This is a genomic window from Erwinia billingiae Eb661, from assembly GCF_000196615.1.
GTDB lineage: Bacteria > Pseudomonadota > Gammaproteobacteria > Enterobacterales > Enterobacteriaceae > Erwinia > Erwinia billingiae.
This window is the reverse complement of sequence record NC_014306.1, coordinates 3339196-3363517: the sequence shown is the minus strand read 5'-3', so window position 1 is coordinate 3363517 and position 24322 is coordinate 3339196. Positions and strand designations below refer to the sequence as shown.

At 55.5% G+C, this 24322-nt stretch carries 21 protein-coding genes; 11 read left to right on the top strand and 10 right to left on the bottom strand.

Annotated elements, in window-relative coordinates; all coding sequences use genetic code 11:
- Positions 1 to 9: 9 nt before the first annotated feature.
- The 5 genes from EBC_RS16780 to EBC_RS16760 all read right to left on the bottom strand — a co-directional run bounded on the left by EBC_RS16780 (position 10) and on the right by EBC_RS16760 (position 6448).
- A complete protein-coding gene (locus tag EBC_RS16780) occupies positions 10 to 1818 on the bottom strand; it encodes an extracellular solute-binding protein (protein ID WP_013203027.1) in 1809 nt (602 codons plus the stop codon).
- An 86-nt stretch (positions 1819 to 1904) separates the two neighbouring features.
- Positions 1905 to 3509: a cyclic di-GMP phosphodiesterase gene (locus EBC_RS16775; protein WP_013203026.1), complete on the bottom strand. Its 1605-nt coding sequence runs from the start codon at positions 3507 to 3509 to the stop codon at positions 1905 to 1907.
- Between the two features lie 110 nt (positions 3510 to 3619).
- The gene (gene mepS / locus EBC_RS16770; RefSeq protein ID WP_013203025.1) at positions 3620 to 4195 is read right to left on the bottom strand and encodes a bifunctional murein DD-endopeptidase/murein LD-carboxypeptidase; all 576 of its coding nucleotides are present in this window, start codon (positions 4193 to 4195) and stop codon (positions 3620 to 3622) included.
- 507 nt (positions 4196 to 4702) lie between these two features.
- On the bottom strand, positions 4703 to 5419 hold the full coding sequence (locus tag EBC_RS16765) for a phosphatase PAP2 family protein (protein ID WP_013203024.1): 717 nt from the start codon (positions 5417 to 5419) through the stop codon (positions 4703 to 4705).
- Positions 5420 to 5458: 39 nt separating this feature from the next.
- Entirely contained in the window at positions 5459 to 6448 is a 990-nt protein-coding gene (locus tag EBC_RS16760; RefSeq protein ID WP_013203023.1) for a CobW family GTP-binding protein, read from the bottom strand.
- Between the two features lie 115 nt (positions 6449 to 6563).
- Here EBC_RS16760 and EBC_RS16755 point away from each other — a divergent pair, with 115 nt between their 5' ends.
- Positions 6564 to 6875, top strand: coding sequence for a hypothetical protein (locus tag EBC_RS16755; protein ID WP_049789611.1), 312 nt, complete (start codon positions 6564 to 6566; stop codon positions 6873 to 6875).
- A 54-nt stretch (positions 6876 to 6929) separates the two neighbouring features.
- On the opposite strand, the gene yeiP is transcribed toward EBC_RS16755, so the two are convergent.
- Positions 6930 to 7502 (bottom strand): elongation factor P-like protein YeiP, encoded by a 573-nt coding sequence (gene yeiP / locus EBC_RS16750; protein ID WP_013203021.1) that lies wholly within the window; start codon positions 7500 to 7502, stop codon positions 6930 to 6932.
- Positions 7503 to 7698: 196 nt separating this feature from the next.
- Between yeiP and EBC_RS16745 the strand changes: the two genes are divergently transcribed.
- A complete protein-coding gene (locus tag EBC_RS16745; RefSeq protein ID WP_013203020.1) occupies positions 7699 to 7953 on the top strand; it encodes a zinc/iron-chelating domain-containing protein in 255 nt (84 codons plus the stop codon).
- Here EBC_RS16745 and EBC_RS16740 read toward each other — a convergent pair.
- Positions 7950 to 9173, bottom strand: coding sequence for a sugar efflux transporter (locus EBC_RS16740; protein ID WP_013203019.1), 1224 nt, complete (start codon positions 9171 to 9173; stop codon positions 7950 to 7952). The two genes, EBC_RS16745 and EBC_RS16740, sit on opposite strands and share 4 nt — an antisense overlap.
- A gap of 411 nt (positions 9174 to 9584) precedes the next feature.
- Between EBC_RS16740 and fruB the strand changes: the two genes are divergently transcribed.
- The 3 genes from fruB to fruA are packed head-to-tail and all read left to right on the top strand — an operon-like array spanning position 9585 to position 13363.
- Positions 9585 to 10718, top strand: a complete 1134-nt coding sequence (fruB, locus tag EBC_RS16735; RefSeq protein ID WP_013203018.1) for a fused PTS fructose transporter subunit IIA/HPr protein — start codon at positions 9585 to 9587, stop codon at positions 10716 to 10718.
- A complete protein-coding gene (gene fruK / locus EBC_RS16730) occupies positions 10715 to 11653 on the top strand; it encodes a 1-phosphofructokinase (protein WP_013203017.1) in 939 nt (312 codons plus the stop codon). Before fruB ends, fruK begins: the two co-directional genes overlap by 4 nt.
- Before the next feature lie 15 nt (positions 11654 to 11668).
- A complete protein-coding gene (fruA, locus tag EBC_RS16725) occupies positions 11669 to 13363 on the top strand; it encodes a PTS fructose transporter subunit IIBC (RefSeq protein WP_013203016.1) in 1695 nt (564 codons plus the stop codon).
- Between the two features lie 93 nt (positions 13364 to 13456).
- On the opposite strand, the gene nfo is transcribed toward fruA, so the two are convergent.
- Positions 13457 to 14308: a deoxyribonuclease IV gene (gene nfo, locus EBC_RS16720; RefSeq protein ID WP_013203015.1), complete on the bottom strand. Its 852-nt coding sequence runs from the start codon at positions 14306 to 14308 to the stop codon at positions 13457 to 13459.
- 69 nt (positions 14309 to 14377) lie between these two features.
- Positions 14378 to 15436 (bottom strand): YeiH family putative sulfate export transporter, encoded by a 1059-nt coding sequence (locus EBC_RS16715; protein WP_013203014.1) that lies wholly within the window; start codon positions 15434 to 15436, stop codon positions 14378 to 14380.
- 162 nt (positions 15437 to 15598) lie between these two features.
- Here EBC_RS16715 and yieE point away from each other — a divergent pair, with 162 nt between their 5' ends.
- From yieE to cirA, 6 genes are all read left to right on the top strand, one after another.
- Positions 15599 to 16465 (top strand): DNA-binding transcriptional regulator YeiE, encoded by an 867-nt coding sequence (yieE, locus tag EBC_RS16710; protein ID WP_013203013.1) that lies wholly within the window; start codon positions 15599 to 15601, stop codon positions 16463 to 16465.
- 191 nt (positions 16466 to 16656) lie between these two features.
- Complete coding sequence (locus EBC_RS16705) at positions 16657 to 18126, top strand: amino acid permease (RefSeq protein WP_013203012.1); 1470 nt, start codon at positions 16657 to 16659, stop codon at positions 18124 to 18126.
- A gap of 136 nt (positions 18127 to 18262) precedes the next feature.
- Positions 18263 to 19390: an ABC transporter substrate-binding protein gene (locus EBC_RS16700; RefSeq protein ID WP_013203011.1), complete on the top strand. Its 1128-nt coding sequence runs from the start codon at positions 18263 to 18265 to the stop codon at positions 19388 to 19390.
- 15 nt (positions 19391 to 19405) lie between these two features.
- Positions 19406 to 20488, top strand: a complete 1083-nt coding sequence (locus EBC_RS16695) for a FecCD family ABC transporter permease (RefSeq protein WP_013203010.1) — start codon at positions 19406 to 19408, stop codon at positions 20486 to 20488.
- Entirely contained in the window at positions 20485 to 21273 is a 789-nt protein-coding gene (locus EBC_RS16690; RefSeq protein WP_105760669.1) for an ABC transporter ATP-binding protein, read from the top strand. The genes EBC_RS16695 and EBC_RS16690 overlap by 4 nt, the downstream gene beginning before the upstream one ends.
- Positions 21274 to 21446: 173 nt before the next feature.
- The gene (cirA, locus tag EBC_RS16685) at positions 21447 to 23417 is read left to right on the top strand and encodes a catecholate siderophore receptor CirA (RefSeq protein WP_013203008.1); all 1971 of its coding nucleotides are present in this window, start codon (positions 21447 to 21449) and stop codon (positions 23415 to 23417) included.
- Between the two features lie 49 nt (positions 23418 to 23466).
- On the opposite strand, the gene fghA is transcribed toward cirA, so the two are convergent.
- Complete coding sequence (gene fghA, locus EBC_RS16680; RefSeq protein ID WP_013203007.1) at positions 23467 to 24309, bottom strand: S-formylglutathione hydrolase; 843 nt, start codon at positions 24307 to 24309, stop codon at positions 23467 to 23469.
- Positions 24310 to 24322: the final 13 nt, after the last annotated feature.

The following is a 24322-nucleotide window of genomic DNA, read 5'->3' as shown; positions in this document are numbered from 1 at the left end:
CCTGACTCCTTAACGACGTTGGGCCGGCAGCTGCGCGGCTTTGTTCACATCATACCACCAGTTATCGAAGCCCAGAGAATAGGTCGGGCGGGTCGATGGCATTGAAAACTTATTCCAGTAAGCATACCGGTTGGTGGCGTTATACCACATCGGGATCATGTAATAACTCCAGGTCAGCACCCGATCCAGCGCGCGACCCAACGGCAGAAGCGCGGCCCGATCGCCCTGATGCTGGTTGATCTGGGCGATTAGCTCATCGAGAACCGGGTTCATCACATGCGGGCGGTTATAGCTGGAACTGATAAAAGAGGACGCCCAGTAGAATTGCAGATTGCTGTCCGGGAAGGTCATCGCCGGGTAGGGCGAGGGCAGCATATCAAAATCACTTTTGCGCAGGCGCGCGAGATACTGCGAGCTGTCGACCTGGCGAACGTTCAGCGTGATGCCCAATCTGCTCAGCGTATGCTGGAAAGGCAGTACCCACTGATCGTTGCCGCCACTGCGCAGCAACAGTTCAAAGGTAAAGGGCTTGCCGGTTTTCACATTGGTCAGCTTCTGATTTTTAAGCTCCCAGCCGGCCTGTTTCAGCAGCGCCAGCGCCTTAAGCAAATTCGCCCGGTCATAGCCGCTGCCGTCGGTTTTCGGTGGCTGATAAATTTGTGAAAACACCTCATCCGGTATTTTGCCTTTTAAGGGGCCCAGCAGCTCAAGCTCTTTGGCATCCGGATAGTTTCGCGCGGCATATTCGGTGTTCTGGAAATAGCTGTTGGTACGGTTATAGGCATGGTAGAACAGCGCTTTATTCATCCATTCAAAATCAAAGGCGAGGGAGATCGCTTCCCGCACCCGACGATCGCTGAACTGCGGTTTTTGCACGTTAAACGCCAGCCAGCTGCTGGCAGTGGCCACATCATTCGGCTGTTCGTCTTTGGTAATGAAGTGATTCTCAAAGTTCTTGCCGCGATATTGCGTTGCCCACTTTTTGGCCGACCCTTCGGTGCGAAAATCAAACGCACCGGCTTTAAAGGCTTCAAAGGCCACGTTGTCATCAAGGTAATAGTCGTAGCGCAGCGTATCGAAATTAAACCGTCCTTTATTCACCGGTAAATTGGCGGCCCAGTAATCCTTCACGCGAGAATAGGTGATCGACTGGCCCACTTTATACGCGGTAATGCGATAAGGGCCGCTGGATAACGGCGGGCTGGCGAGCGGTTCGCCCAGATTGTGATCCTTCCAGAATTTCTCTGGAAATACCGGCGTCGAGAGCAGGGAAAGCATTTTATCGCGATCGCTTTCAGGCAGTTCAAAACGCACGGTCAGGCGGGAAATGGCTTTCGCCGTCACGCCTTTATAAAACACGCGATACTGCGGCACGCCTTCGGTCATAAATTTGTGAAAAGTGAAGGCAACGTCGTCGGCGGTGATCGGCGATCCGTCCTGGAATCGCGCCTGCGGGTTCAGCGTCACTTCCACCCAGCGGCTGTCATCCGGATAACGGGCGAACTCGGCAATCAACGGATAATAGCTGCCGGTTTCATCATCGGAGGTGGTGAACAGGGAATCATATAAGGTGTCTGTACCGGCACCGGGATTGCCGCGCATCGCAAAGCGGTTGAAGTTGTCATAGGTGCCAATCGCCGACAGCGTGACGCTGCCGCCTTTGGGCGCAGCAGGATTGGCATAGTCGTAGTGGGTGAAGTCGGTGGCGTATTTGGGTTCACCGAGTTGCGCGAAGGCATAACTCTCATTGATATTTTCAGCCTGGGCGACGGCAGCCGTCACGCTGAAGAGTAAAAAAGTAAACCAGCGCAATATCATGGTGTTATTCGGCTCCGGGAGAAAAAAACGCACTGTGCAAGCGTAGCAGCAGGAGAACAGGCGAAGCAATGCGTAAATCCCGCACTTTACGCTTCCAGACAGTCGTTGGCCGGCAGGGACACAGGACCCCGCGCCCGCTCTTCATTAAAATATTCAATCAGCTGGGAAACCGTACGCGGGCGGCTGAAATAAAACCCCTGCATATAGGTGACGCCGTGCTGAAGCAGCCACCTGACCTGCTGCTGGGTTTCCACCCCTTCGGCAACGGTGCGCAGATTAAGCGTTCTGCCCAGCGTTAATACGGTATCCAATACCGGTGAGGTAACGGTTTGCAGGCCAATACTTTGCACAAAGCCGCGATCGATTTTTAAATAATCGAACTTAAACTGTTCCAGATAGATTAATGCGCTGTGCCCGGTGCCAAAGTCGTCAATGGCAATGCGGATCCCCTGCTGGTGGATCCAGTCGAACACTTCATCAGCATTATTCTTTTCCACCATCGTCCGTTCGGTAATTTCGAAAATGTAGCTGAAGTGGTTAACGGGCATCGAAGCCAGCCAGTTTTTCACGTCCTGAATAAAACCGGCATCAATAAGGTGCTTAGGAGAAAGATTTAATCCCAGGCTCACGCCGGCAGGCACCGCATGGCGAAATTTGTGCGCATCCCTGGCGACCAGCTGAAACAGATGACGGGTCAGCGGGATAATCATATTTTTCCCTTCGGCATAGCTGATAAAGGTATCTGGCGAGATAGGGCCTTCCGTTGGGTGCGTCCAGCGCAGCAGCGCTTCCAGTCCTACTGCTTTGCCGGTGGAAACTTCGACCACCGGCTGATACTCCACATGAAACTCACCGCGCTTAATACCCAGCAGGATCTCCTTGCCGGGCTTTATTTTCAGCGTCATCAGCAGGAAGCAGCCGCTGCCGCCGAGCAGACCCAGCAGTAACCCCGCCAGCAGGATCAGATTGATATCCTTTGCCGGCAAGGTTTTGCCATACAGTTGCAGGGTCATGTCATAGCCAGGAATGGCGATGGTTTTAAGTGGGGAAGCGGGGAGGTCTTTAACGGAAATGACCCGTCGCTGCCAGGTGGTCAGCGCGTTATTCCCTGCCACGATGGCCATACCACTGACTTCCTGCTGCGTTGCGGCCATCAGCAGATAATCTGTGAGGTTAATATTTAGCGTGGTCAGGACACCACTTCCCTGCGCGCCGGGGCCTTTTAACCACAAGGCAATCGCCGGTTTACCGGGCACCATTGGCGTGTCGGCAAGGAGCTGGATATCAGACGCATGGCTGGTTTGCGTGTCTGGTGACAGCCGGGAAACGGCGACCTGCATGGCGCCAGTGGCGGAAGAGCAAAAGGCGATATTATCACTGACCAGTAAAATGGCCCGGATATTACCGGCAAAGGCGGCCTTCTGCGTCAGCGTGCTGTTTACCGCAGGGCAGGAAAGGGTGGTGACTGAGAGTAACGGCGCCAGCGTCTGCCGCAGCTCTGTCAAAGAATGAATGACGTAATTTTGGGTTTCGCTGGCCAGCCGGTCATGATTTCTGGCGCGCTGGTGCCAGAGCAAAAGCAGGGTAATGACAATAAAGAGAAAAAATAATAAGACGCCAATAGCGGCACTAAACTGGGCAATCTTGCGCGGATTGGTCACATGCCGCGTTATCGTTTTTGTCAGTGGCATTGTGGGGATCTCCGGGGAGCGCCGTTTTTTATGTCCCTGTAAACCAAAAAAAACGCTGCCGAAGCAGCGTTCTGTTATCTCGTTTTTCCGCGGACTTCAAGGGATTGAAATCAGCCAGGCATATGGCTAAGGACCCGGCGAGCTTCGCGATACCGCGTCTTCCAGTAGCTGTCGTTCAGATTCGAAATCATCACGCCGCTGCTGGTCGATGCGTGTACAAAGTTATCGTTGCCAAGATAGATACCGACATGGCGTCCGGTGGAACCGGCGCGGAACAGTACTAAATCTCCTGGGCGTAACTTGCCACGATTAATGCTCTTTCCGGTGTCTTCCTGCTCGTAAGTTGAACGAGGCAGATCGAGTCCAAACTGCTCACGGAAGGTGGTCTGTACAAATGCCGAACAATCAATGCCGCGCTTGCTGGTACCGCCAAGGCGATAGCGAACGCCTTTCCAGTCTGCATACTGATCCATCAGGCGGGATTTGATATCCACATTTTGGACCATCTGTTCGAATTCATCCTGAGACGCTTGAAGTAAAAAGCCGTTCTGGCCCTTAACTGCATGAGTATCAGTTTGTGCATTATTGCTGGTATTCGTCGAGCTACATGCTGATAAAACTGTCGCTAACGCGACCGCGGGTAACACCCGCCAGATATATCTCAGTATTGGTTGAGACTTGACCATTATGTTTGTGATCCCTTGAGGTCCTTAACGACGAGGTCGCTAGATAAGTGATAAAACGGAACGAGATTAATTAGCGCAACAGTCTAAGACAATTCCTGAAACCCGAAATTGTGGAAAAGCGCACAGTTTTGAGTGTAAATCCTGGAATTAGTCTACGAATGCAGCCTAATGGAAATTGAGGTTACCCGAATACAAGCCCCGTGGCGAGGGGTTTTAGCGACTTTTTTATAGGATTTTATGATGTGAAACAGAAATGTAAGAATGCGCCTACAATATCGACAATCGTGAGGAAAGCTTGAGGGAAATATGAGAAAAATTGGGTAAAAAAAAGGCTATGCTAAAAAAGTGAGATTAATCACGCTGGACAATGGCGTTAAGTCACCATTTTAAGAGGGCTGTAACCATAATGAAATCTTTTGAGTGTCACTTAATTAGGATGCTAACGATTTTTTAAGCCGTTAATGGCAGGACGATTTCCTGTTATCCCATTAACGGCTGGCGTTATTGCTAAGAAGATGACTGAACAGGCTTATATTTACCCGGCAAATGACGATATAACGCATTTACAATAAAGTCACTTAACGGCGTCATCAGGCACCAGCTCATGCCCACCAGCACGATTGAGAGCGAACCGACTACCACATCGGTAAACCAGTGCGCACCAATCATGATCCGTGGCGCGGCAAAGATCAGCACAATCGCCACGGCAAGCATAAATGCCCTGCGGCTGAAATAACGCAGCATAAAGCAGGCAAATATCATCAGCATCATACCGTGATCGCCAGGGAAACTATCTGCCGAGGCATCTTTCGCCGGAATGCCGGTTAATTTCGACACGTGATTCACATCCGGGAAGAATTTGGTCGGGCTGGGATGGGAAACCGGAATTAAATGGCCCAGCTGATTCAGCACCACGGCACAAATAAGCATCGCAATGCCGATCGCCAACAGGCGGCGACGGCCGACGGGCGTTTCACGGCGCCAGAAATGCAGGTAAAGCGCACCCATTGCTAACAACGACACGCCATCAAACGCGCGGAAGTTAGTGATAGCCAACAGCCAAAGCAGCGGCTTGCTGGTCACCAGATGGGTGTTGAACCAATAGAAAAGGTCTTTATCTATCGGGAACCAAAAGCCATGGTTTTCAGGCAGATACCATGAGAAAAACAGCGCAAATCCCAGCGCGTTCAGCAGCAGGATCATCAGTAAACGTTTAGTGGTCATTTGTGTTAAGGATTTATTAAGAAATAATAACCGGGCAGATTAACCCGTGAAAGTTAAACGAAGTTTCAACAAGGCAGATTGTAGTTCATTCCAGTCGGCTTCTCCTTCATGGATCATCTCAATACGACTGTCCGGTGGGGAAGACGCGCGGGTTTCGATATGAAAGTCGTCTCCCTGACGGTTCACACTGACTAATCCCTCCGCAATGCGCATAACGCCTTTCACGCGGGAAACCGGCGCCAGCCGGACCCACTCCAGCAGCCCGATGGTGTCGAACACCGTATCCGCGTCGAATATCCAGCCGCAGGCATGATAACCCTGGCCAGCATTCAACGACCGCCGCCAACGCGCGCCCGAGGTCAGTGCCAGCGCCGCGAGGCCCGACTGCGGTTGTGAACGCGAATGGGCGTGATGCTGACCTGCTGGCAGCTGACGCAGATTGATGCGCGGTTCGGCCAGCAGAGCGTGATCAATTTTGCCAAAGTGGGTGGTAACAACGGGCCGCTGATGTTCATCGGCTGCCTGCCACTGCGCCAACGCGTCTTTATCTGCCTGCTGCCAGCGATCTTCTTTATTGGCGACGATAATGTCCGCGGCCGCCAGCTGGTCGCGGAAATTTTCATTTTCCACCACGCGTGGGTCGGCAAGCTGGCGAGGATCCAGCACACATAAAGAGGCATCCAGCGTCAGCCACGGACGGTAAACCTCGGCGGACAGCATATCGAGGATCTGTTTGGGATGGCCTAAACCGGTCGGTTCAATCAGCAGGCGATCGGGCTTCGCCTGCCTCAGCAGCATATTCAACCCGACCTGCATCGGTAATCCATTGACGCAGCACATGCAGCCGCCCGGGATCTCTTTCAGGATCGCACCGCTGTCTGCCAGCAGGGCACCATCAATGCCGACTTCACCAAACTCATTGACCAGCACGGCCCACTGCTCATTTTCGGGTTTATTGGCCAGCAGGTGCAGCAGGGTTGTGGTTTTGCCACTGCCTAAAAAGCCGGTGATCAGGTTTACGCGGGTCATCTCTCACTCCAGACATTTAAGACTAAAAAATTTAAGTTTTCGCCAATAGTGCCGATCTGTTTATCTCAACGCCCAGCTACGCTCAACAGGCGTAGAACAACAGTATGAGGTTTCTATGAACGGCATTAAATCGGTTGTGGTGATGGTGCTTTTGACCTCATGGACGAGTCATGTTCTGGCACAGGAGACGTCGGGGAGAACCGCCTCAGGAGTGATTACATTCCAGGGCGCAATTGTGGAGTCTGGCTGTGATATGTCTGTCCGGAAGAGTCAGGTTCAAAGCCTCTGCTACCGGCAGGGAAAAAACCAACTGACGACCTCTTCATTGATGGCAAATCAGGCGTTGCCGAAAGGGGTGGGACGATCGGATTTTCGCTGGTTGGATCCGGCACATAAGTTTGGCGAACTCACCGTCAACTATAATTGATTTGTTATAATATAACAATTACGGCGATGCGCTGCGCATCGCCGGTTAACATCGTTAGTCTGCGCGGCTCATGTAGCGACGCTCAGCGATATGAATGCGAATTTTATCGCCATTGCTCAGGTATTCTGGCACCTGAACCACCAGCCCGGTGCTCATGGTCGCAGGTTTGGTCCGCGCACTGGCAGACGCCCCTTTAATCCCCGGCGTGGTTTCGACGATTTCCATATCCACCGTCTGTGGCAGTTCCAGCGCCAGAATCTGGCCATCCATGGTTAATACCTGAATGCCCGGAATGCCGCCTTCTGGCAGGAACAGCAGTTCTTCTTCGATCTGCTCCGACTTAAACAGGTACGGGGTGTAGTCTTCATCATCCATAAACACGTACTCATCACCGTCTATATAAGAGAAGGTGACCTGGCGGCGGCTCAAGGAGATGGTGTCGATGATCTCATCGCCCTTAAAACGCTCTTCTACCTTCAGCCCGGTACGGATATCGGTAAAACGCATTTTATACAGGGTAGAAGCACCGCGGGCGCTTGGGCTCTGCACATCAATATCTTTTACTAACAGCAGTTTGCCGTTGTGGCTGACCGCCATCCCTTTTTTAATTTCATTTGCTCTTGGCATGGGTTTTATCTCGATAACAGGGCCGTGAAAAATTCTCGCGTCAAATTACTCCGGCTTGAGAATTCAGGCAAGTGCATAGCTGATTTATGCAGGAGAAAAAGCGCGGATCTTTGCGCCATCACAGGCTTTCACTAAAGAATAGCCTTCCTGACCGCCGCCTGCTATTGTCGCGCTTTATTGCTGAGGGGAATATGAAATGGAGTGCCGTGCTGCCTGTGGGGCCTGTTGTACCGCGCCTTCAATTTCATCGCCTTTGCCGGGGATGCCGAACGGCAAACCGGCGAATACCCGCTGCATTGAGCTGGACGAACAGTCCCGCTGCAAGATTTTTAACTCTCCGTTACGGCCAGCGGTTTGCGCCGGATTAAAGCCCTCGCGGGAGATGTGTAAAACCAGCCATCAGGAAGCGATGGTCTATCTGTTGGACCTTGAGCGCCAGACGGCACCTTAAGGCCGCGTCGCTTCTGCTGGATCCCGCTGAGGTTGCGCGGACTGCACCTCTTTCAGCCGCCAGATGCAGCCGGTGGCCAGCACCATCATCGCTACCGCAAACCAGAACACCGCAGCATATCCCCATATTTCGGCCACGATACCCGCCAGCGATCCGCCAATAATCCAGCCCATACGGGTGGAGTTGCTGAACAGCGTGGTTGCCGCGCCAGCCTGTCCGGGCATCAAATCCTGAAAGTAGATCATGCCGATCCCGGCCATAATGCCGATAAAGGCGGCGTTGAGCATCTGGCTTAACAGCAGCGGGATCTCGCTGGTAAACAGCAGCGTGGTGCAATAGAACAGCAGCCCAGACAGGGCCGCAATGCGCATCATCAGGCGCTTACCAAAACGTTTAGCGTAATAACCCGCCAGCAGCATAATGGGAATTTCCAGGCCTGCTGCCAGGCCCATCAGCATCCCCGCCAGTTTCTCAGACAGATGCAGCGTGCCGACCACGTACAGCGGCATGGCAATCAGGTAAAGCCCGTTGCACGCCCACATTAAGGTGCACCCGGCGAACAGCAGCAAACTGTCACGGCGATTTTCCCGGGGAGCCTGTAACCGTGTGGCGGTGATCGGCCGGGTTTTGCGCATCGAAGGCAGCTTTACCCGCACAATCACCGCGCACAGGATAAAGGCCAGGGCGGCGCACAAATACATGTTCTTAAAGCCGTAACCCAGCGCCAGCATAAAGGCCAGCGGAGGGCCAATCGCCCAGGCCAGCGAAATTTGGGTGCGCATCACCGAGGTAAACATGGTGCTGCTGCGGCCCAATTTATCGCTGTGCTCACGTGCCAGCGCGAACATCTGAGGCGTGGCCGTGCTGCCGAAGGCGGACAGCACCACGCCAATCAGCAGCAGGATAAAGTAGTTGCGGTTCCAGGCGAATAACAGCGAGGCGAAGGCACCGACCAGACAGCAGATCAGGATCAGGCTTTTGCGGTCGCCCTGACGATCGGAGTAGCGCGCTATTAGCTGGCTGACGAAGATCCCGGCGATGGCGTTGACGGTGAAAAACAGCCCCACCATAAACGGCCGCACGTGGACTTCACCAGACAGGAACAGGCTGAGCGTCGGGGTTTGCAGCGCGCTCGCCAGGCCGGTAATAAAGGCAACAACAAGGAAGGCAAGTGACTGAGAATCGGGCAGAATGCGGACTCTTACCGGCGGATTTTGCATGAAAAACCCTGTTCATCTTAAGGAAAACGGCTGAATTCTACGCCCAGCACAGGCAATTAAAAAGCCGTTTCATTTGTTCCAATAAAGCACAGACAAAAATCGCATTTTCTGCACCAAACGCGTCCCTGGCAGACCCTCCCGTTTGAATTCAGTTCCTTAAGGCAAACGGCGATTTCAGCAGCCGTCAGCAAACGCAACGGCAACCGCCTGGATTTTCCTGAAAAGGTCAGCAAAGTGTGCGTAGCATCAAAAATATGCTACGCCGTTAGCGGTAAAACTTGCAACCCATTGAGGATCGGGACCAAACTCATTGAAACGTTTCAGCGTTGCCTGTTCAGCTTGTTACTCCACAGACAGCGCTTTTTTTCTCAAATTAGCTGAAACGATTCAAATTCAGCAGAGAGGAGAACTATGTTCCAGCTAGCATTGAACGCCATTCATCCCGGTGCCACCGCCGGTAATAAAGAAGAGGCCATCCACCAGGTTGCCGCTGCACTGACTTCAGCCGGTAATGTGGCGGAAGGGTACATCAACGGGATGCTTGCCCGCGAGCAGCAGACCTCCACTTACCTCGGTAACGGAATCGCTATCCCACACGGCACCACCGACACGCGTGATCTGGTGCTGCAAACGGGTGTGCAGGTATTCCAGTTCCCACAGGGGATTGCCTGGGGTGACGATCAGACCGCGTATGTGGTGATTGGTATTGCCGCCAAATCTGATGAACACCTGGCGCTTCTTCGCCAGCTGACGCACGTTCTCAGTGACGACAGCGTGGCTGAAGAGCTGAAAACCACCGACTCTGCGGAAACGCTGCGTGCCCTGTTAATGGGCGAAAAGCAGGGTACCGAATTTAAATTCGACACCTCATTGATTGCGACCGACGTGGCGGCCAGCGACTTAATGACGTTACAGGCGCTGAACGCCGGTCGTCTGCAGCAGGCTGGCGCGGTTGATGCCAGCTTTGTCAGCAGCGTCATTTCTGGCAAGCCGCTGAATCTGGGACAGGGCATCTGGCTCAGCGACAGCACCGAAGGCAACCTGGGTAGCGCAGTGGCGGTGAGCCGCGTGGCGAATGCCTTTGATGTTGATGGCGAGAAAGCCGCGCTGCTGCTGACCGTAGCGGTGGCGGACGATAAACCAATGAGCGTGCTGAATTACCTCAGCGACCTGCTGATCCAGCAGAAAGCCGATCGCCTGTTGAGTGCGGATGCGGCGGGCATTCTGGCCTTGCTGACCAGCGACGTCTCCGAGCAGGCCGACGTGCTGACCGAAGAGTTCACTATTCGCAACGAGCATGGTCTGCATGCCCGTCCGGGTACCGCGCTGGTCACCGTCATCAAACAGTTCAATTGTGATGTTACCGTCACCAATCTCGACGGCAGCGGCAAACCGGCTAACGGACGCAGCCTGATGAAAGTGGTTGCGCTGGGCGTGAAGAAAGGCCACCGCCTGCGCTTCACCGCCAGTGGCGAAGATGCACAAGCCTGCCTGACCGCCATCGGTGAGGCGATCTCAGCGGGTCTGGGCGAGGGCGCATCATGAGCAGACGCGTTGCAACCATTACCCTGAACCCGGCTTATGATCTGGTGGGTTACACCCCGGAAGTTGAGCGGGGCGAAGTCAACCTGGTGAAAACCACCGGCCTGCACGCTGCCGGTAAAGGCATCAACGTCGCCAAGGTGCTGAAGGACCTCGGCATTGATGTCACCGTCGGCGGCTTCCTCGGCAAAGAGAATCAGGATGGCTTCCAGCACCTGTTCAGCGAGCTGGGCATTGCTAACCGGTTCCAGGTGGTTGAAGGCCGCACGCGCATCAACGTCAAGCTGACGGAAAAAGATGGCGACGTGACGGACCTGAACTTCTCCGGTTTTGAAGTCACGCCGCAGGACTGGGAGCGTTTCACTACCGACTCTCTGACCTGGCTGGGCCAGTTCGATATGGTTTGCGTCAGCGGCAGTCTGCCGGCGGGCGTGGATCCGGATGCCTTTACCGAGTGGATGACTGCGCTGCGCACTCACTGCCCGTGCATCATCTTTGACAGCAGCCGTGAAGCGCTGGTAGCCGGACTGAAGGCTGCGCCATGGCTGGTGAAACCGAACCGCCGCGAACTGGAAATCTGGGCCGGACGTAAACTGCCAGATTTGCAGGACGTGATTGAAGCGGCGCATGCCTTGCGCGAGCAGGGTATTGCCCACGTGGTGATCTCACTGGGCGCTGAAGGCGCGCTGTGGGTCAATGCTTCAGGCGAATGGATCGCCAAACCACCGGCTTGTGAAGTCGTCAGCACAGTAGGTGCCGGGGATTCGATGGTTGGCGGGCTGATTTACGGCCTGTTAATGCGCGAATCCAGCGAGCACACGCTGCGTCTGGCAACGGCAGTGGCGGCCATGGCCGTCAGCCAGAGCAACGTGGGCGTTAAAGACCGTACCCAGTTGGCCGCGATGATGGCGCGTGTCGACCTACAACCATTTAACTGACAGCAGGAGAGCATAATGAAAACGCTGCTGATAATAGATTCTTCGCTGGGGCTGGCAACGGGCTATCTGGCAAAAAATATCACCACGGCTGCGGCGGCCAGTAAAGGCCTGACGCTGACCGACAACCTGGCCGACGCTGACCAGGTAATTGTGGCCGGGAAAAACATCCCTGCGGACGCCTCGCTGGATGGCAAAGCCATCTATCTGGCCGACATTGAACAGCTGCTGCGTCAGCCGGAAGCGGTACTGGCGAAAGCGCAGACCGACGCCAAACCCTGGCATGCGCCAGCGGTAGCGGCAACGCCGGCCAGCGCGGTCGCCACCAAAGGACCTAAACGTATTGTTGCGGTGACTGCCTGCCCAACCGGCGTGGCGCACACCTTTATGGCTGCTGAAGCCATCGATACCGAAGCGAAAAAACGCGGCTGGTGGGTGAAGGTGGAAACCCGGGGTTCGGTCGGTGCTGGCAACGCCATCACACCGGAAGAAGTGGCAGAAGCCGATCTGGTGATTGTGGCGGCAGACATCGAAGTGGACCTGGCGAAGTTTGCCGGTAAGCCGATGTACCGCACCTCAACCGGTCTGGCGCTGAAGAAAACCGCGCAGGAACTGGATAAGGCCGTCGCGGAAGCGAAACCGTATCAACCGAAAGGCGGCGCGCAGTCTTCTTCCTCTGACGATAAGAAAGAGGGCGCGGGTGCCTACCGTCACCTGTTGACCGGCGTATCCTATATGCTGCCAATGGTGGTTGCGGGTGGTCTGAGTATCGCCCTGTCCTTCGCCTTTGGTATCACTGCCTTTAAAGAGCAGGGCACGCTGGCCGCCGCACTGATGCAGATCGGTGGCGGTAGCGCCTTCGCGCTGATGGTGCCGGTGCTGGCCGGGTTTATCGCCTTCTCGATTGCTGACCGTCCGGGCCTGACGCCGGGTCTGATCGGCGGTATGTTGGCCACCAGCATCAACGCCGGTTTCCTCGGCGGGATCATCGCCGGTTTCATTGCCGGTTACGCCGCGAAATTTATCAGTAGCAAACTCAAACTTCCGCAAAGTATGGAAGCATTGAAACCGATCCTGATTATCCCGCTGGTTGCCAGCCTGATCACCGGTCTGCTGATGATCTACGTGGTGGGTACGCCGGTGGCGAAAATCATGGAAGGCCTGACTCACTGGCTGGCGAACATGGGGACGGCGAACGCCATCCTGCTGGGCGCAATCCTCGGCGGCATGATGTGTACCGACATGGGCGGTCCGGTGAACAAAGTGGCGTATGCCTTTGGTGTTGGCTTACTGAGTTCGCAGACCTACGCACCCATGGCAGCCATCATGGCGGCCGGTATGGTGCCACCGCTGGCGATGGGGCTGGCAACGCTGGTGGCCCGTCGTAAGTTCAACAAAGGTCAGCAGGAAGGCGGCAAGGCTGCGCTGGTTCTGGGACTGTGCTTTATCTCTGAAGGCGCTATCCCGTTCGCGGCCCGTGACCCGATGCGCGTTCTGCCATGTTGTATCATTGGTGGTGCGCTGACCGGCGCAATCTCCATGGCGGTGGGTGCCAAACTGATGGCGCCGCACGGTGGATTGTTCGTCCTGTTGATCCCAGGGGCGATTACCCCGGTGATCGGTTACCTGATGGCCATTATTATCGGTACGGCAGTTGCTGGCCTGTCTTACGCGGTGTTGAAACGCCCTGAGGCAGAATTAGCGAAAGCCTGATTACTCAACCACAGGCAATAAAAAAGCGCGGGCGACCGCGCTTTTTTATTTCTGGCTCACGGAGAATCGGCTTCTCCGTGACATCCACCTTTTCTACCCGGCGGAACGCTGCTCTGACTTCAGCCAGGCAATCTCATCCTTCCAGATATCCGGGTTTACGGTTTCCAGAATCATCGGGATACCGTCAAAACGCGCATCTTTCATCATCCAGCTAAACACCGTTTTGCCGATGTTGCCTTCACCGAGGCTGTGATGGCGGTCAACGCGGCTGGCGAAGGCGCTTTTCGCGTCATTCAGGTGCATGCCACGCAGATACTGGAAACCGACGATACGTTCAAATTCGGCGAAGGTATTGATGCACTCTTCTTCGGTACGCAGATCGTAACCACCGGCAAAGGCGTGGCAGGTATCAATGCAGACGCCGACGCGGGACTTGTCTTCCACGCCATCAATGATCGCAGCCAGATGTTCAAAGCGGAAGCCGAGGTTGCTGCCCTGGCCGGCGGTATTTTCGATCACCGCCGTCACGCCCTGAGTTTTATCAAGCGCAATATTGATCGACTCGGCGATGCGCTTCAGGCAGTCATCCTCTTCGATCTGATGCAGGTGGCTGCCGGGATGGAAGTTCAGCAGCGACAGGCCAAGCTGCTCGCAGCGTTGCAGTTCGTCGAGGAAAGCGTCGCGGGATTTCTCCAGCGCTTCGGTCACCGGGTGACCCAGGTTAATCAGGTAGCTGTCGTGCGGCAGGATCTGCGCGGAAGTGTAATTATACTTCTCGCAGGCCGCACGGAAGGCGGAAATAACCTCATCAGTCAGCGGGGCTGCCCGCCACTGGCGCTGATTTTTGGTAAACAGCGCAAAGGCAGTGGCTTCGAGTTCATGTGCGCGCAGCACCGCTTGATCCACACCGCCAGCCGCGCTGACGTGGGCACCGATATATTTCATGCCGTTCTCCTGTTATTGGGCTGCATCAAAGGACGCGAGCGGGCAATGATAACCGGAAACGGTGGGAAGTTATGACAACAAATGCGGGATCAGCAGGTTAATCGCGCCACCGCCGACCATCAGCCAGATAAACAACACCAGCCCTAACAGCAGCGGCTTCAGTCCGGCCTTTTTCAGCGAGCTGAGTCGGGTGGTCAGGCCCAGTGCGGCCATGGCGGTTGCCAGCACAATATTATCAATCTGGTTCAGGGTGTTTACCACCGGCTGAGGCAGCAGGTGCAGCGAGTTGAACATCGCCACGGCGATAAACACCAGCGCAAACCAGGGGAAGCGTAACGGGCTTAGGGTGCTGTTCCCACCGGGAGCGGAGCGACGCATTCTGGCGCTCAGTAACAGCAGGAAGGGCGCCAGCATCATCACTCGCAGCATTTTCGCGATCACCGCGGTATTTTCCGTTTCCGGGCTGACCGCATGTCCGGCCGCCACCACCTGCGCGACTTCATGCATGGTTGAGCCGGTAAACACGCCCCAGCTGGCTGGCGTAATGCTGGTGAACAGCGATGCCGCGAGGGGATAGAGCAGCGGGTAGATAAAGATCGCCAGCGTACCGAAAATCACCACGGTCGCGATAGCCACCGCCACTTTAGAGGCTTCTGCTTTGATCACCGGTTCGGTGGCCAGGATCGCCGCCGCGCCACAGATGCTGCTGCCGGCCCCAATCAACCACACCGTATCGCGATCTAATTCAAACACCCGGCGTCCCAGCCAGCAGGCGAGAAAGAAGGTCGAACTCAGCGTAAGCACATCGATCAGCACGCCGCTAACACCGACATCGGCGATTTGCTGGAACGTCAGGCGGAAGCCATAAAGGATAATGCCTAATCGCAGCAGCTGCTGTTTCGCGAGGATGACGCCCGGATCGCAGCTGACGGCGAGGCGCGGGTAAAGGGTGTTGCCCGCGACTATCCCGGCGACAATAGCCAGCGTCAGGGCACCCAGTCCGAGCGCGGCAACGGAAGGCACCGTTCCCAGCCAGGTTGCGCCCGTTGCCAGCATTAAGGCTAACAGTAATCCGGCCGCATAACGGCCAGGCTGAAGTTTTGGGTGGTGTAGCGTCAGGGTCGTCATGGCAAGCTCCTTTTCAATACGGACAGCATGGAGAAAGGTGGCTTAAAAGAGAAATTGATTATATATTTATAATTAACCACTATAAGTGATAGATGACCTTTCCCCCTGTTGCGCAAGGGCATAACCCGCCAGCCGGGGCAGGGCAGCGATCGAGGAGAAGCAATGCACATTACGTTACGGCAGCTGGAAGTGTTTGCCGAAGTCCTGAAAAGTGGGTCGACAACCCAGGCATCCCAGGTGTTGTCGCTGTCGCAATCTGCGGTGAGTGCCGCACTGGCCGATCTTGAGGGCCAGCTCAACGTACAGCTTTTCGATCGCGTGGGTAAGCGGCTGGTGGTCAATGAACATGGCCGCCTGCTGTATCCCCGCACCGTGGCGCTGCTTGAGCAGGCAACCGAAATCGAACAGCTGTTCCGCGAGGATAATGGGGCGCTGCGTGTGTATGCCAGCAGCACCATCGGTAACTATTTGCTGCCGGGCATGCTCGCCGGCTGGCGCAAGGACTATCCCGATCTGCCGCTGGAACTCAGCGTTGGCAACAGCCAGGATGTGATCACTGCGGTAGCGGATTTCCGGGTGGATATTGGCCTGATTGAAGGCCCGTGCCATATGAGTGAAATCATTAGTGAACCCTGGCTTGAAGATGAGCTGGTGGTGTTTGCCGCGCCCGATGCGGAAATCTTTGCCCAACCCGTTACCCTGGAAACCCTGGCCGCTGCCGCCTGGATTTTACGCGAGCACGGTTCCGGCACGCGCGAAATCGTTGATTATTTGCTGCTGTCACACCTGCCGCAGTTCAAGCTGGCGCTGGAACTTGGTAACTCCGAAGCGATTAAACATGCCGTCCGCCACGGAATGGGGATCAGCTGTCTTTCACGGCGGGTGATTGCCGAACAGCTGGCGGTGGGCACCTTAAAAGAAGTGCCGGTGCCGTTACCCAAACTGAAGCGCACGCTGTACCGCATTCACCATAAGCAGAAGCATCTGTCCAAGTCGCTGCTGCGTTTTTTGAGTTACTGTACCGAGTAAAATTTCCCTTATGTCCCCGGCTCAGCCAAGGGATAAAGCCAGTTGGCCTGCCTTTTTCAGGGGAAAAGACGCTGGAACTAATAATCCGGCGGCAATCATGAAGCTATCTTATAACGTGGCGGAATCACTAGGCGAGACCGGTCAGTTTGCTACAATCGCGCCTCATTTTTCCAAGGACGCAGCATTTCAAGATGGTTCAGGACACAAAAACAACAGAACAACCTGCGCTAAGGCGTGAGTTAAAAGCGCGTCATCTGACGATGATCGCCATCGGCGGATCCATTGGCACCGGTTTATTCGTCGCCTCAGGCGCGACAATTTCTCAGGCGGGCCCGGGCGGCGCGCTGCTCTCCTATATGCTGATCGGCCTGATGGTCTATTTTCTGATGACCAGCCTCGGCGAACTGGCGGCCTTTATGCCGGTCTCTGGCTCCTTCTCTACTTACGGCGCCAACTATGTGGAAGAGGGCTTCGGCTTCGCGCTGGGCTGGAACTACTGGTACAACTGGGCAGTGACCATTGCTGTTGACCTTGTGGCTTCGCAGCTGGTGATGACCTACTGGTTCCCGGACACCCCAGGCTGGATCTGGAGCGCGTTATTCCTCTGCGTAATCTTCCTGCTGAACTACATCTCGGTAAAAGGCTTTGGTGAAGCGGAATACTGGTTCTCGTTAATCAAGGTGGTGACCGTTATCGTCTTTATCGTGGTGGGTGTGCTGATGATTGTTGGCATCCTGCGCGGCGGTGAAACGGCGGGCTGGCATAACTGGCAGATTGGTGATGCGCCCTTTGCCGGCGGTTTCTCGGCGATGATCGGGGTGGCGATGATCGTCGGCTTCTCCTTCCAGGGCACCGAGCTGATTGGTATCGCCGCCGGTGAGTCTGAAGACCCGGCGAAAAACATCCCGCGGGCGGTGCGTCAGGTGTTCTGGCGTATCCTGCTGTTCTATGTTTTTGCGATTCTGGTGATCAGCCTGATCATTCCGTATACCGACCCAAGCCTGCTGCGTAACAACGTGACCGATATCAGCATCAGCCCGTTCACGCTGGTGTTCAAACACGCGGGCTTACTGTCTGCGGCTGCGGTAATGAACGCGGTGATCCTGACCGCCGTGCTGTCAGCCGGTAACTCAGGCATGTATGCCTCCACGCGTATGCTGTTTAACCTGGCCCGCGAAGGCAAAGCGCCGCGCATCTTTGGCAAACTGTCCGCCGGCGGCGTGCCGCGCAATGCCCTGTACGCCACCACGGTGGTTGCCGGGTTGTGCTTCCTGACCTCGATGTTTGGCAACCAGAGCGTCTATATCTGGCTGCTGAACACCTCGGGTATGACCGGCTTTATCGCCTGGCTAGGCATTGCCATCAGCCATTACCGCTTCCGCCGTGGCTATGTTGCGCAGGGACTTGATCTGGCCGATCTGCCTTACCGCTCCGGCTTCTTCCCGCTGGGCCCGATCTTCGCCTTTGTGCTGTGCCTGATCATTACGCTGGGGCAGAACTATCAGGCATTCCTGTCGGATCGCATTGACTGGTATGGCGTGGCGGCGACCTACATCGGTATTCCACTGTTCCTGATTATCTGGTTCGGCTTCAAGCTGACGCGGAAAACCCGTTTTGTGAAATACAGCGAAATGGAGTTTCCGAAATATACCGGTAAGTAGTTGCCGTAAAATGAACAAGGCGCGGATCCCGCGCCTTTTTTGTTTGTAAGGAGTTATTACAAATATTATTGATAACTATTATCATTTGCTTTATTGTTACCGCCGTTACTTTTTCTTCTTTGCTAAGGAATCAGGCGTGGAAAATTTAAGCGGGTTAGTGATCAAAAAAATCGCAGTATCGTTGACGTTACTGGCGCTGACGGCAGGCAGCAGTTGGGCTGCAACCGTCACAGACATTGCCGGACGTGAAGTGACGCTGCCGGAAAAAACCGACCGGATCCTGCTTGGCGAAGGGCGTTTGTTTTACGCCGTATCGCTGCTAGAAGGGCAGAAGCCTGTTGACCGCATCGTGGGTTGGCAGGGCGATTTCCGTAAACTGGACACCCAGACTTACGCGGAATACCGCAAAAAATTCCCAAAAATTGATAATATTCCCCTGATTGGCCACACCACCGCCGACAGCATCAGCCCGGAAAAAGTGCTGACGCTGAACCCGGACGTGGCCATTTTTGGCTTATCCGGCCATGGGCCGGGCCGCAGCAGCGAGCTGGTCAGTCAGCTGGAAAGCGCTGGTGTGCCGGTGGTGTTTATCGATTTCCGTGCAAATCCGCTTAAAAATACCGTGCCCAGCATGCGGGTGCTCGGCAAAGTGTTGCACCGCGAAAAGGAAGCCGAGAACTACATCAGCTTCTATCAGCAGAACCTTAAGCGGGTGACCGACATCACCAGCAAAATCCCGGCGGCCGATAAGCCTTCGGTGTTTATTGAGCTGCGCGCGGCCTCGATGCCCGAGTGTTGCGGTACCGCAGGAAAAGGCAATATGGGCGACTTTATTGACCTCGCCGGCGGCAACAATATCGCCCGCGACCTGTTACCAGGCCCGCTGGGTACCGTTAACCTGGAAAAGGTGATCGCCAGCCAGCCGAAGATTTATATCGCCAGCGGCGGTAAAGCGCCGGGCGCTGCCGGACCGGGCATTAAGCTTGGCGCGCAGGTAAGCCAACAAGAAGCGCAATCCAGTCTGGCCACCGTATTGAAGCGCACGGGCATTAACCAGCTGGACGCGGTGAAAGAAGGACGCAGTTACGCTATCTGGCATAATTTTTACAATTCGCCGTATAACATCCTGGCTATCCAGGCGTTTGCCAAATGGTTATACCCCGAGCAGTTCGCTGACCTCGATGTGGCCGCTACTGAGAAACAGGTGTATCAGCAGTTTCTGGCGGTGCCACCAACGGGCACTTACTGGACTGAAACCGAGTAATTACAGGTATTGAGAATGAGTGTGACCCACGACCCGGTGCAGTACGCCGAAAAGCCCCAAGCCGAAGGCGTGATGGGCCGTTACCATCATATGTTGCGTCATCGTCTGCTGATGATGAGTGTGTTGGTGTTGGCAATCCTCGCCTCGCTGGTGCTGGATTTTACCCTCGGTCCGTCCGGCCTGACGCTGGACACCTTGTGGCACACGCTGCTGTCACCGGAATCGGTTGATGCCGGCACGCGCGTTATCGTCTGGGACATTCGTCTGCCTTATGCCCTGATGGCGGTGGTGGTGGGTCTGGCGCTGGGTCTGGCGGGTGCAGAGATGCAAACCATCCTGAATAACCCGCTGGCCAGCCCGTTTACGCTGGGCGTTTCCTCAGCGGCGGCTTTTGGCGCCGCGCTGGCCATCGTGCTGGGTATCGGTCTTCCGGGAATCCCCGATCAGTGGTTCATTTCGGCTAACGCCTTTGTCTTTGCGCTGTTTGCCGCATTAATGCTGGATGGCGTGACGCGCTGGACGCGGGTAGCGACCTCGGGGGTGGTGCTGTTCGGTATCGCGCTGGTGTTTACCTTTAATGCGCTGGTGTCGATGATGCAGTTTATCGCCAGCGAGGACACGCTTCAGGGCCTGGTGTTCTGGACCATGGGCAGCCTGGCGAGAGCCTCGTGGGATAAGCTGGGCGTGCTGACGCTGGCCTTTGCCATTCTGGTGCCGTTCTCAATGATGAGTTCCTGGAAGCTGACCGCGCTGCGTCTGGGTGAAGATCGCGCCGTCAGCTTTGGCATTGATGTCCGCCGTCTGCGTCTGGGGACATTGCTGCGCATCAGTATTCTTTCCGCGCTGGCGGTGGCCTTTGTTGGCCCGATCGGCTTTATCGGCCTGGTCGCGCCGCACATCGCACGGATGATCTTTGGTGAGGACCACCGTTTCTATCTGCCAGCCAGTGCGCTGACCGGTGCGCTGGTCCTGTCGATGGCTTCGGTGGTGTCGAAAAACCTGATCCCGGGTGTGATCATCCCGGTGGGCATCGTCACCTCGCTGGTGGGCGTGCCGTTCTTCCTGAGTATTATTCTGCGTCACCGGGGGACCGTCTGATGGAAGGCTTACGTATCAGTGGTTTCCACGCCGGTTACCCAAAACGCAAAATTATCAGCGACCTGAACGTGCCGCTGTTGCCGCGAGGCAAAATCACCGTGCTGCTGGGGCCAAATGGCTGTGGCAAATCCACGCTGCTGCGCTCGCTGGCCGGTCTCAACCGCGCCGAAGGCGAAGTCTGGCTGAACGGCACGGAACTGATGTCGCAGCCGTTTGCCCGACGTGCAGAGAAGGTGGTTTATCTGCCGCAGTCGCTGCCTGCCGGCGTGCATCTGCATGTGCTGGAATCAATCATCGTGGCACAGCGTGCTTCCGGTGGTCGCAGCAGCGCCGCCAGTGAAGCCGAAGTGATGTCGGTGCTGGAGCAGTTGGGGATTGCCCATCTGGCCTTAAGCTATCTGGATCAACTTTCCGGTGGGCAAAAACAGCTGGTCGGTCTGGCGCAATCCTTAATTCGTCGGCCGGAGCTGTTATTACTCGATGAGCCCCTCAGCGCATTGGATTTAAATTATCAATTTCACGTAATGGATTTGGTGCGCAGAGAAACGCAGAAAAGAAATATTATTACGGTGGTGGTGGTGCACGATATTAATATCGCCCTGCGTCACGGTGAACACGTATTAATGCTGCAAAACGGTGAGTTAATTGCCGATGGCTTACCGGAAGAAGTGATCACCCCGGCCAGCCTGGCCAGAGTCTATGGCGTCAAGGGGCGCATCGAGCGCTGTACGCGGGGAACCCCGCAGGTGCTGATTGATGGCCTGGTGACGGAACCGATGCTGTAATTATTCTGTCTGGCAAGACACCTGCAAAGGGCGGAATCTTTCCGCCCACTATTATAAAGATAAAAAACAAACCGGAAGATACCGGGATGATTAAGCAGAGAACACTCTGCGGTTTTCGTGTGAGCAAAAGGTATTGATAACACTATTTTAAAATGCGCCTCATGGAGAATAGCATGTTCAGGTTGAATCCCGTTGTCCGCTGCGGGCTATGCGCGTCTGCGCTGGCCTTCACCTTTCCGGTAGCCGCGGAAGAAGCGGAAAAGAAAGAAGAAGACACCATGGTCGTCACGGCCTCTGCGGTTGAAGTGAATTTAAAAGAAGCTCCCGCCAGTATCAGCGTTATTACCGCCGACGATATAAAACGCCGGCCGGTGCAGAATCTCAGGGACGTATTGCGTGATGTGCCTGGCGTTCAGCTCACTAACGAAGGGGACAACCGCAAAGGCATTAGCCTGCGTGGCCTCGACAGCAGCTACACCTTGATCCTGATTGACGGCAAGCGCGTCAATTCCCGCAATGCCGTTTTCCGCCATAACGACTTCGATCTGAACTGGATCCCCGCGGATGCCATTGAGCGGATCGAAGTGGTGCGTGGGCCGATGTCCTCACTGTATGGCTCGGACGCGCTGGGCGGCGTGGTCAACATCATCACCCGCAAGGTCGGTAAAGCCTGGCATGGCACCTTCAGCGCCGATACCACGGTGCAGGAACATCGCGATCGCGGCGACAGCTACAACGGTAACTTCTTCACCAGCGGACCGCTGATTGATGATTTGCTGGGCGTGAAAATTTACGGCAGCCTGGGCAAGCGTGAAAAGGATGCCCAGCAGCCGTCTTCCACCTCTGCCACCGGCCTTAGCCCGCGTATTGAAGGCTACACCGCCCGTGATGGCAACGTGGAGTTCGCACTCACGCCGACCGACAGCCAGAACATGACCTTCGGTTACGGCTTCGATCGTCAGGATCGTGATTCCGATTCGCTGGACAAAAACCGCCTGGAGCGGCAGAACTATTCTGTTGGTCATGATGGCCGCTGGGGATGGGGCAACACCGAGCTGCGCTTTTACGGTGACCAGGTGGATAACTACACCGGCGGGCAGAATATTATTGCTAAAAACAACTCGCTGGATGGCAAGCTGATCCTGCCGTTGGCGGAAATTAACCAGCTGCTGACCTTTGGCGGGGAAGTGCGTCACGACAAACTGCAGGATCCGGTCAATCTGTCCGGCAGCGGGTCGACCTCCGCCAGCCAGTATGCGCTGTTTGTGGAAGATGAATGGCGGATCTTTGATTCGCTGGCGCTGACCACCGGCGTACGTATGGACGATCACCAAACCTATGGCGATCACTGGAGTCCGCGCGCGTATCTGGTCTATAACGCCACCGATACCGTGACGGTCAAAGGCGGCTGGGCCAACGCCTTTAAAGCACCTTCGCTGCTGCAGCTGAGCCCGGACTGGCAGACCAATTCCTGCCGTGGCAGCTGCGCGATTGTCGGTAGTCCTGAGCTGAAGCCCGAGACCAGCGAAAGCTTCGAGCTGGGGATCTATTACGCCGGTGAAGACGGACTGCTGGATGGCGTAACCGGCAGCATTACCGCTTTCCAGAACAATATCGACGATATGATCAATATCGCCCGTACGTCTTCAGTCAGCCTCGCACCTGGCTACAGCAACTTTGTTGGGTTTGATGCCAGTGGCCGGCCGGTATTCCGTTATTACAACGTCGACAAAGCGCGGATCACCGGGCTGGAAACGGAACTGAAGATCCCGTTTGATGATGCCTGGAAGCTGACGCTGAATTACACCTATACCGATGGGCGTGATATCAGCGGCGGCGGCAATAAGCCGCTGGAGCAGCTGCCGTTGCATACCGCAAACGGCACGCTGGACTGGACGCCAGTGCAGGACTGGTCGTTCTATCTGCAGGCTAACTATTCTGGCGAGCGGCGGACGTTGAATAATGATGGCTTAACGCCTGGCGGCTATGTGCTGTGGAATACCGGCGCATCGTGGCAGGCCAGCAAAGCCGTTAAGCTGCGGGCTGGTGTGTTAAACCTCGGGGATAAGGATTTGAACCGAGACAGTTACAGCTATAACGAAGATGGCCGTCGTTACTTTGCTGCGGTGGATTACACCTTCTGATCGCCGGAATGACAGGAATAAGCAGCCGGGCAATGCCCGGCTGTTTTTTTTATGCCAGCAGATACTGCGCATGGAAGCGCAGATGGTCTTCAACGAAACTGGCGATGAAGAAATAGCTGTGGTCGTAGCCTGGCTGGATGCGCACGTTCAGCGGGAAGCCCTTTTCACGCGCAATATCATCAAGCCGCTCAGGATGCAGTTGATCGGCGAGGAACTGGTCGCTGTCACCCTGATCGATCAGCATCGGCACCTTCGCCGTGGTCTGACGCATCAGCCAGCAGCTGTCGTACTGACACCAGGCCTGAGTATCCTCACCCAGATAGCTGCTGAACGCCTTTTGTCCCCACGGCACTTCCGCCGGGTTAACAATCGGTGCAAACGCGGAGGCAGAGGTGAACTTCTGCGGGTTACGCAGCGCCAGCATAATCGCGCCGTGACCGCCCATTGAGTGCCCCATTATTGCCTGACGATCGCTGACGTTAAAGTTACCGGCGATCAGCGCAGGCAACTCTTCATTCAGGTAATCGTACATGCGGAAATGCGCATTCCACGGCGCCTGGGTGGCATTGAGATAGAATCCCGCGCCCTGGCCCAGGTCGTAACCTTCATCGTTCGGCACACCTTCACCACGCGGACTGGTGTCCGGCATCACCAGTACGATCCCTAACTCCGCAGCCATGCGCTGAGCGCCTGATTTGGTGGAGAAGTTCTCGTCGGTACAGGTCAGACCCGCCAGGAAATAGAGCACCGGCGGTGGCGCATCGCGCTTCGGCCCGGGCAGAAATATGCTGAAGGTCATCGCGCAGTTCAGCGAGGTGGACGGATGGCGATAACGCTGCTGCCAGCCGCCAAACATTCGGTGTTCTTCAAGTAGCTCCAGAGTGGATGGCATCAATCCTCCTGAT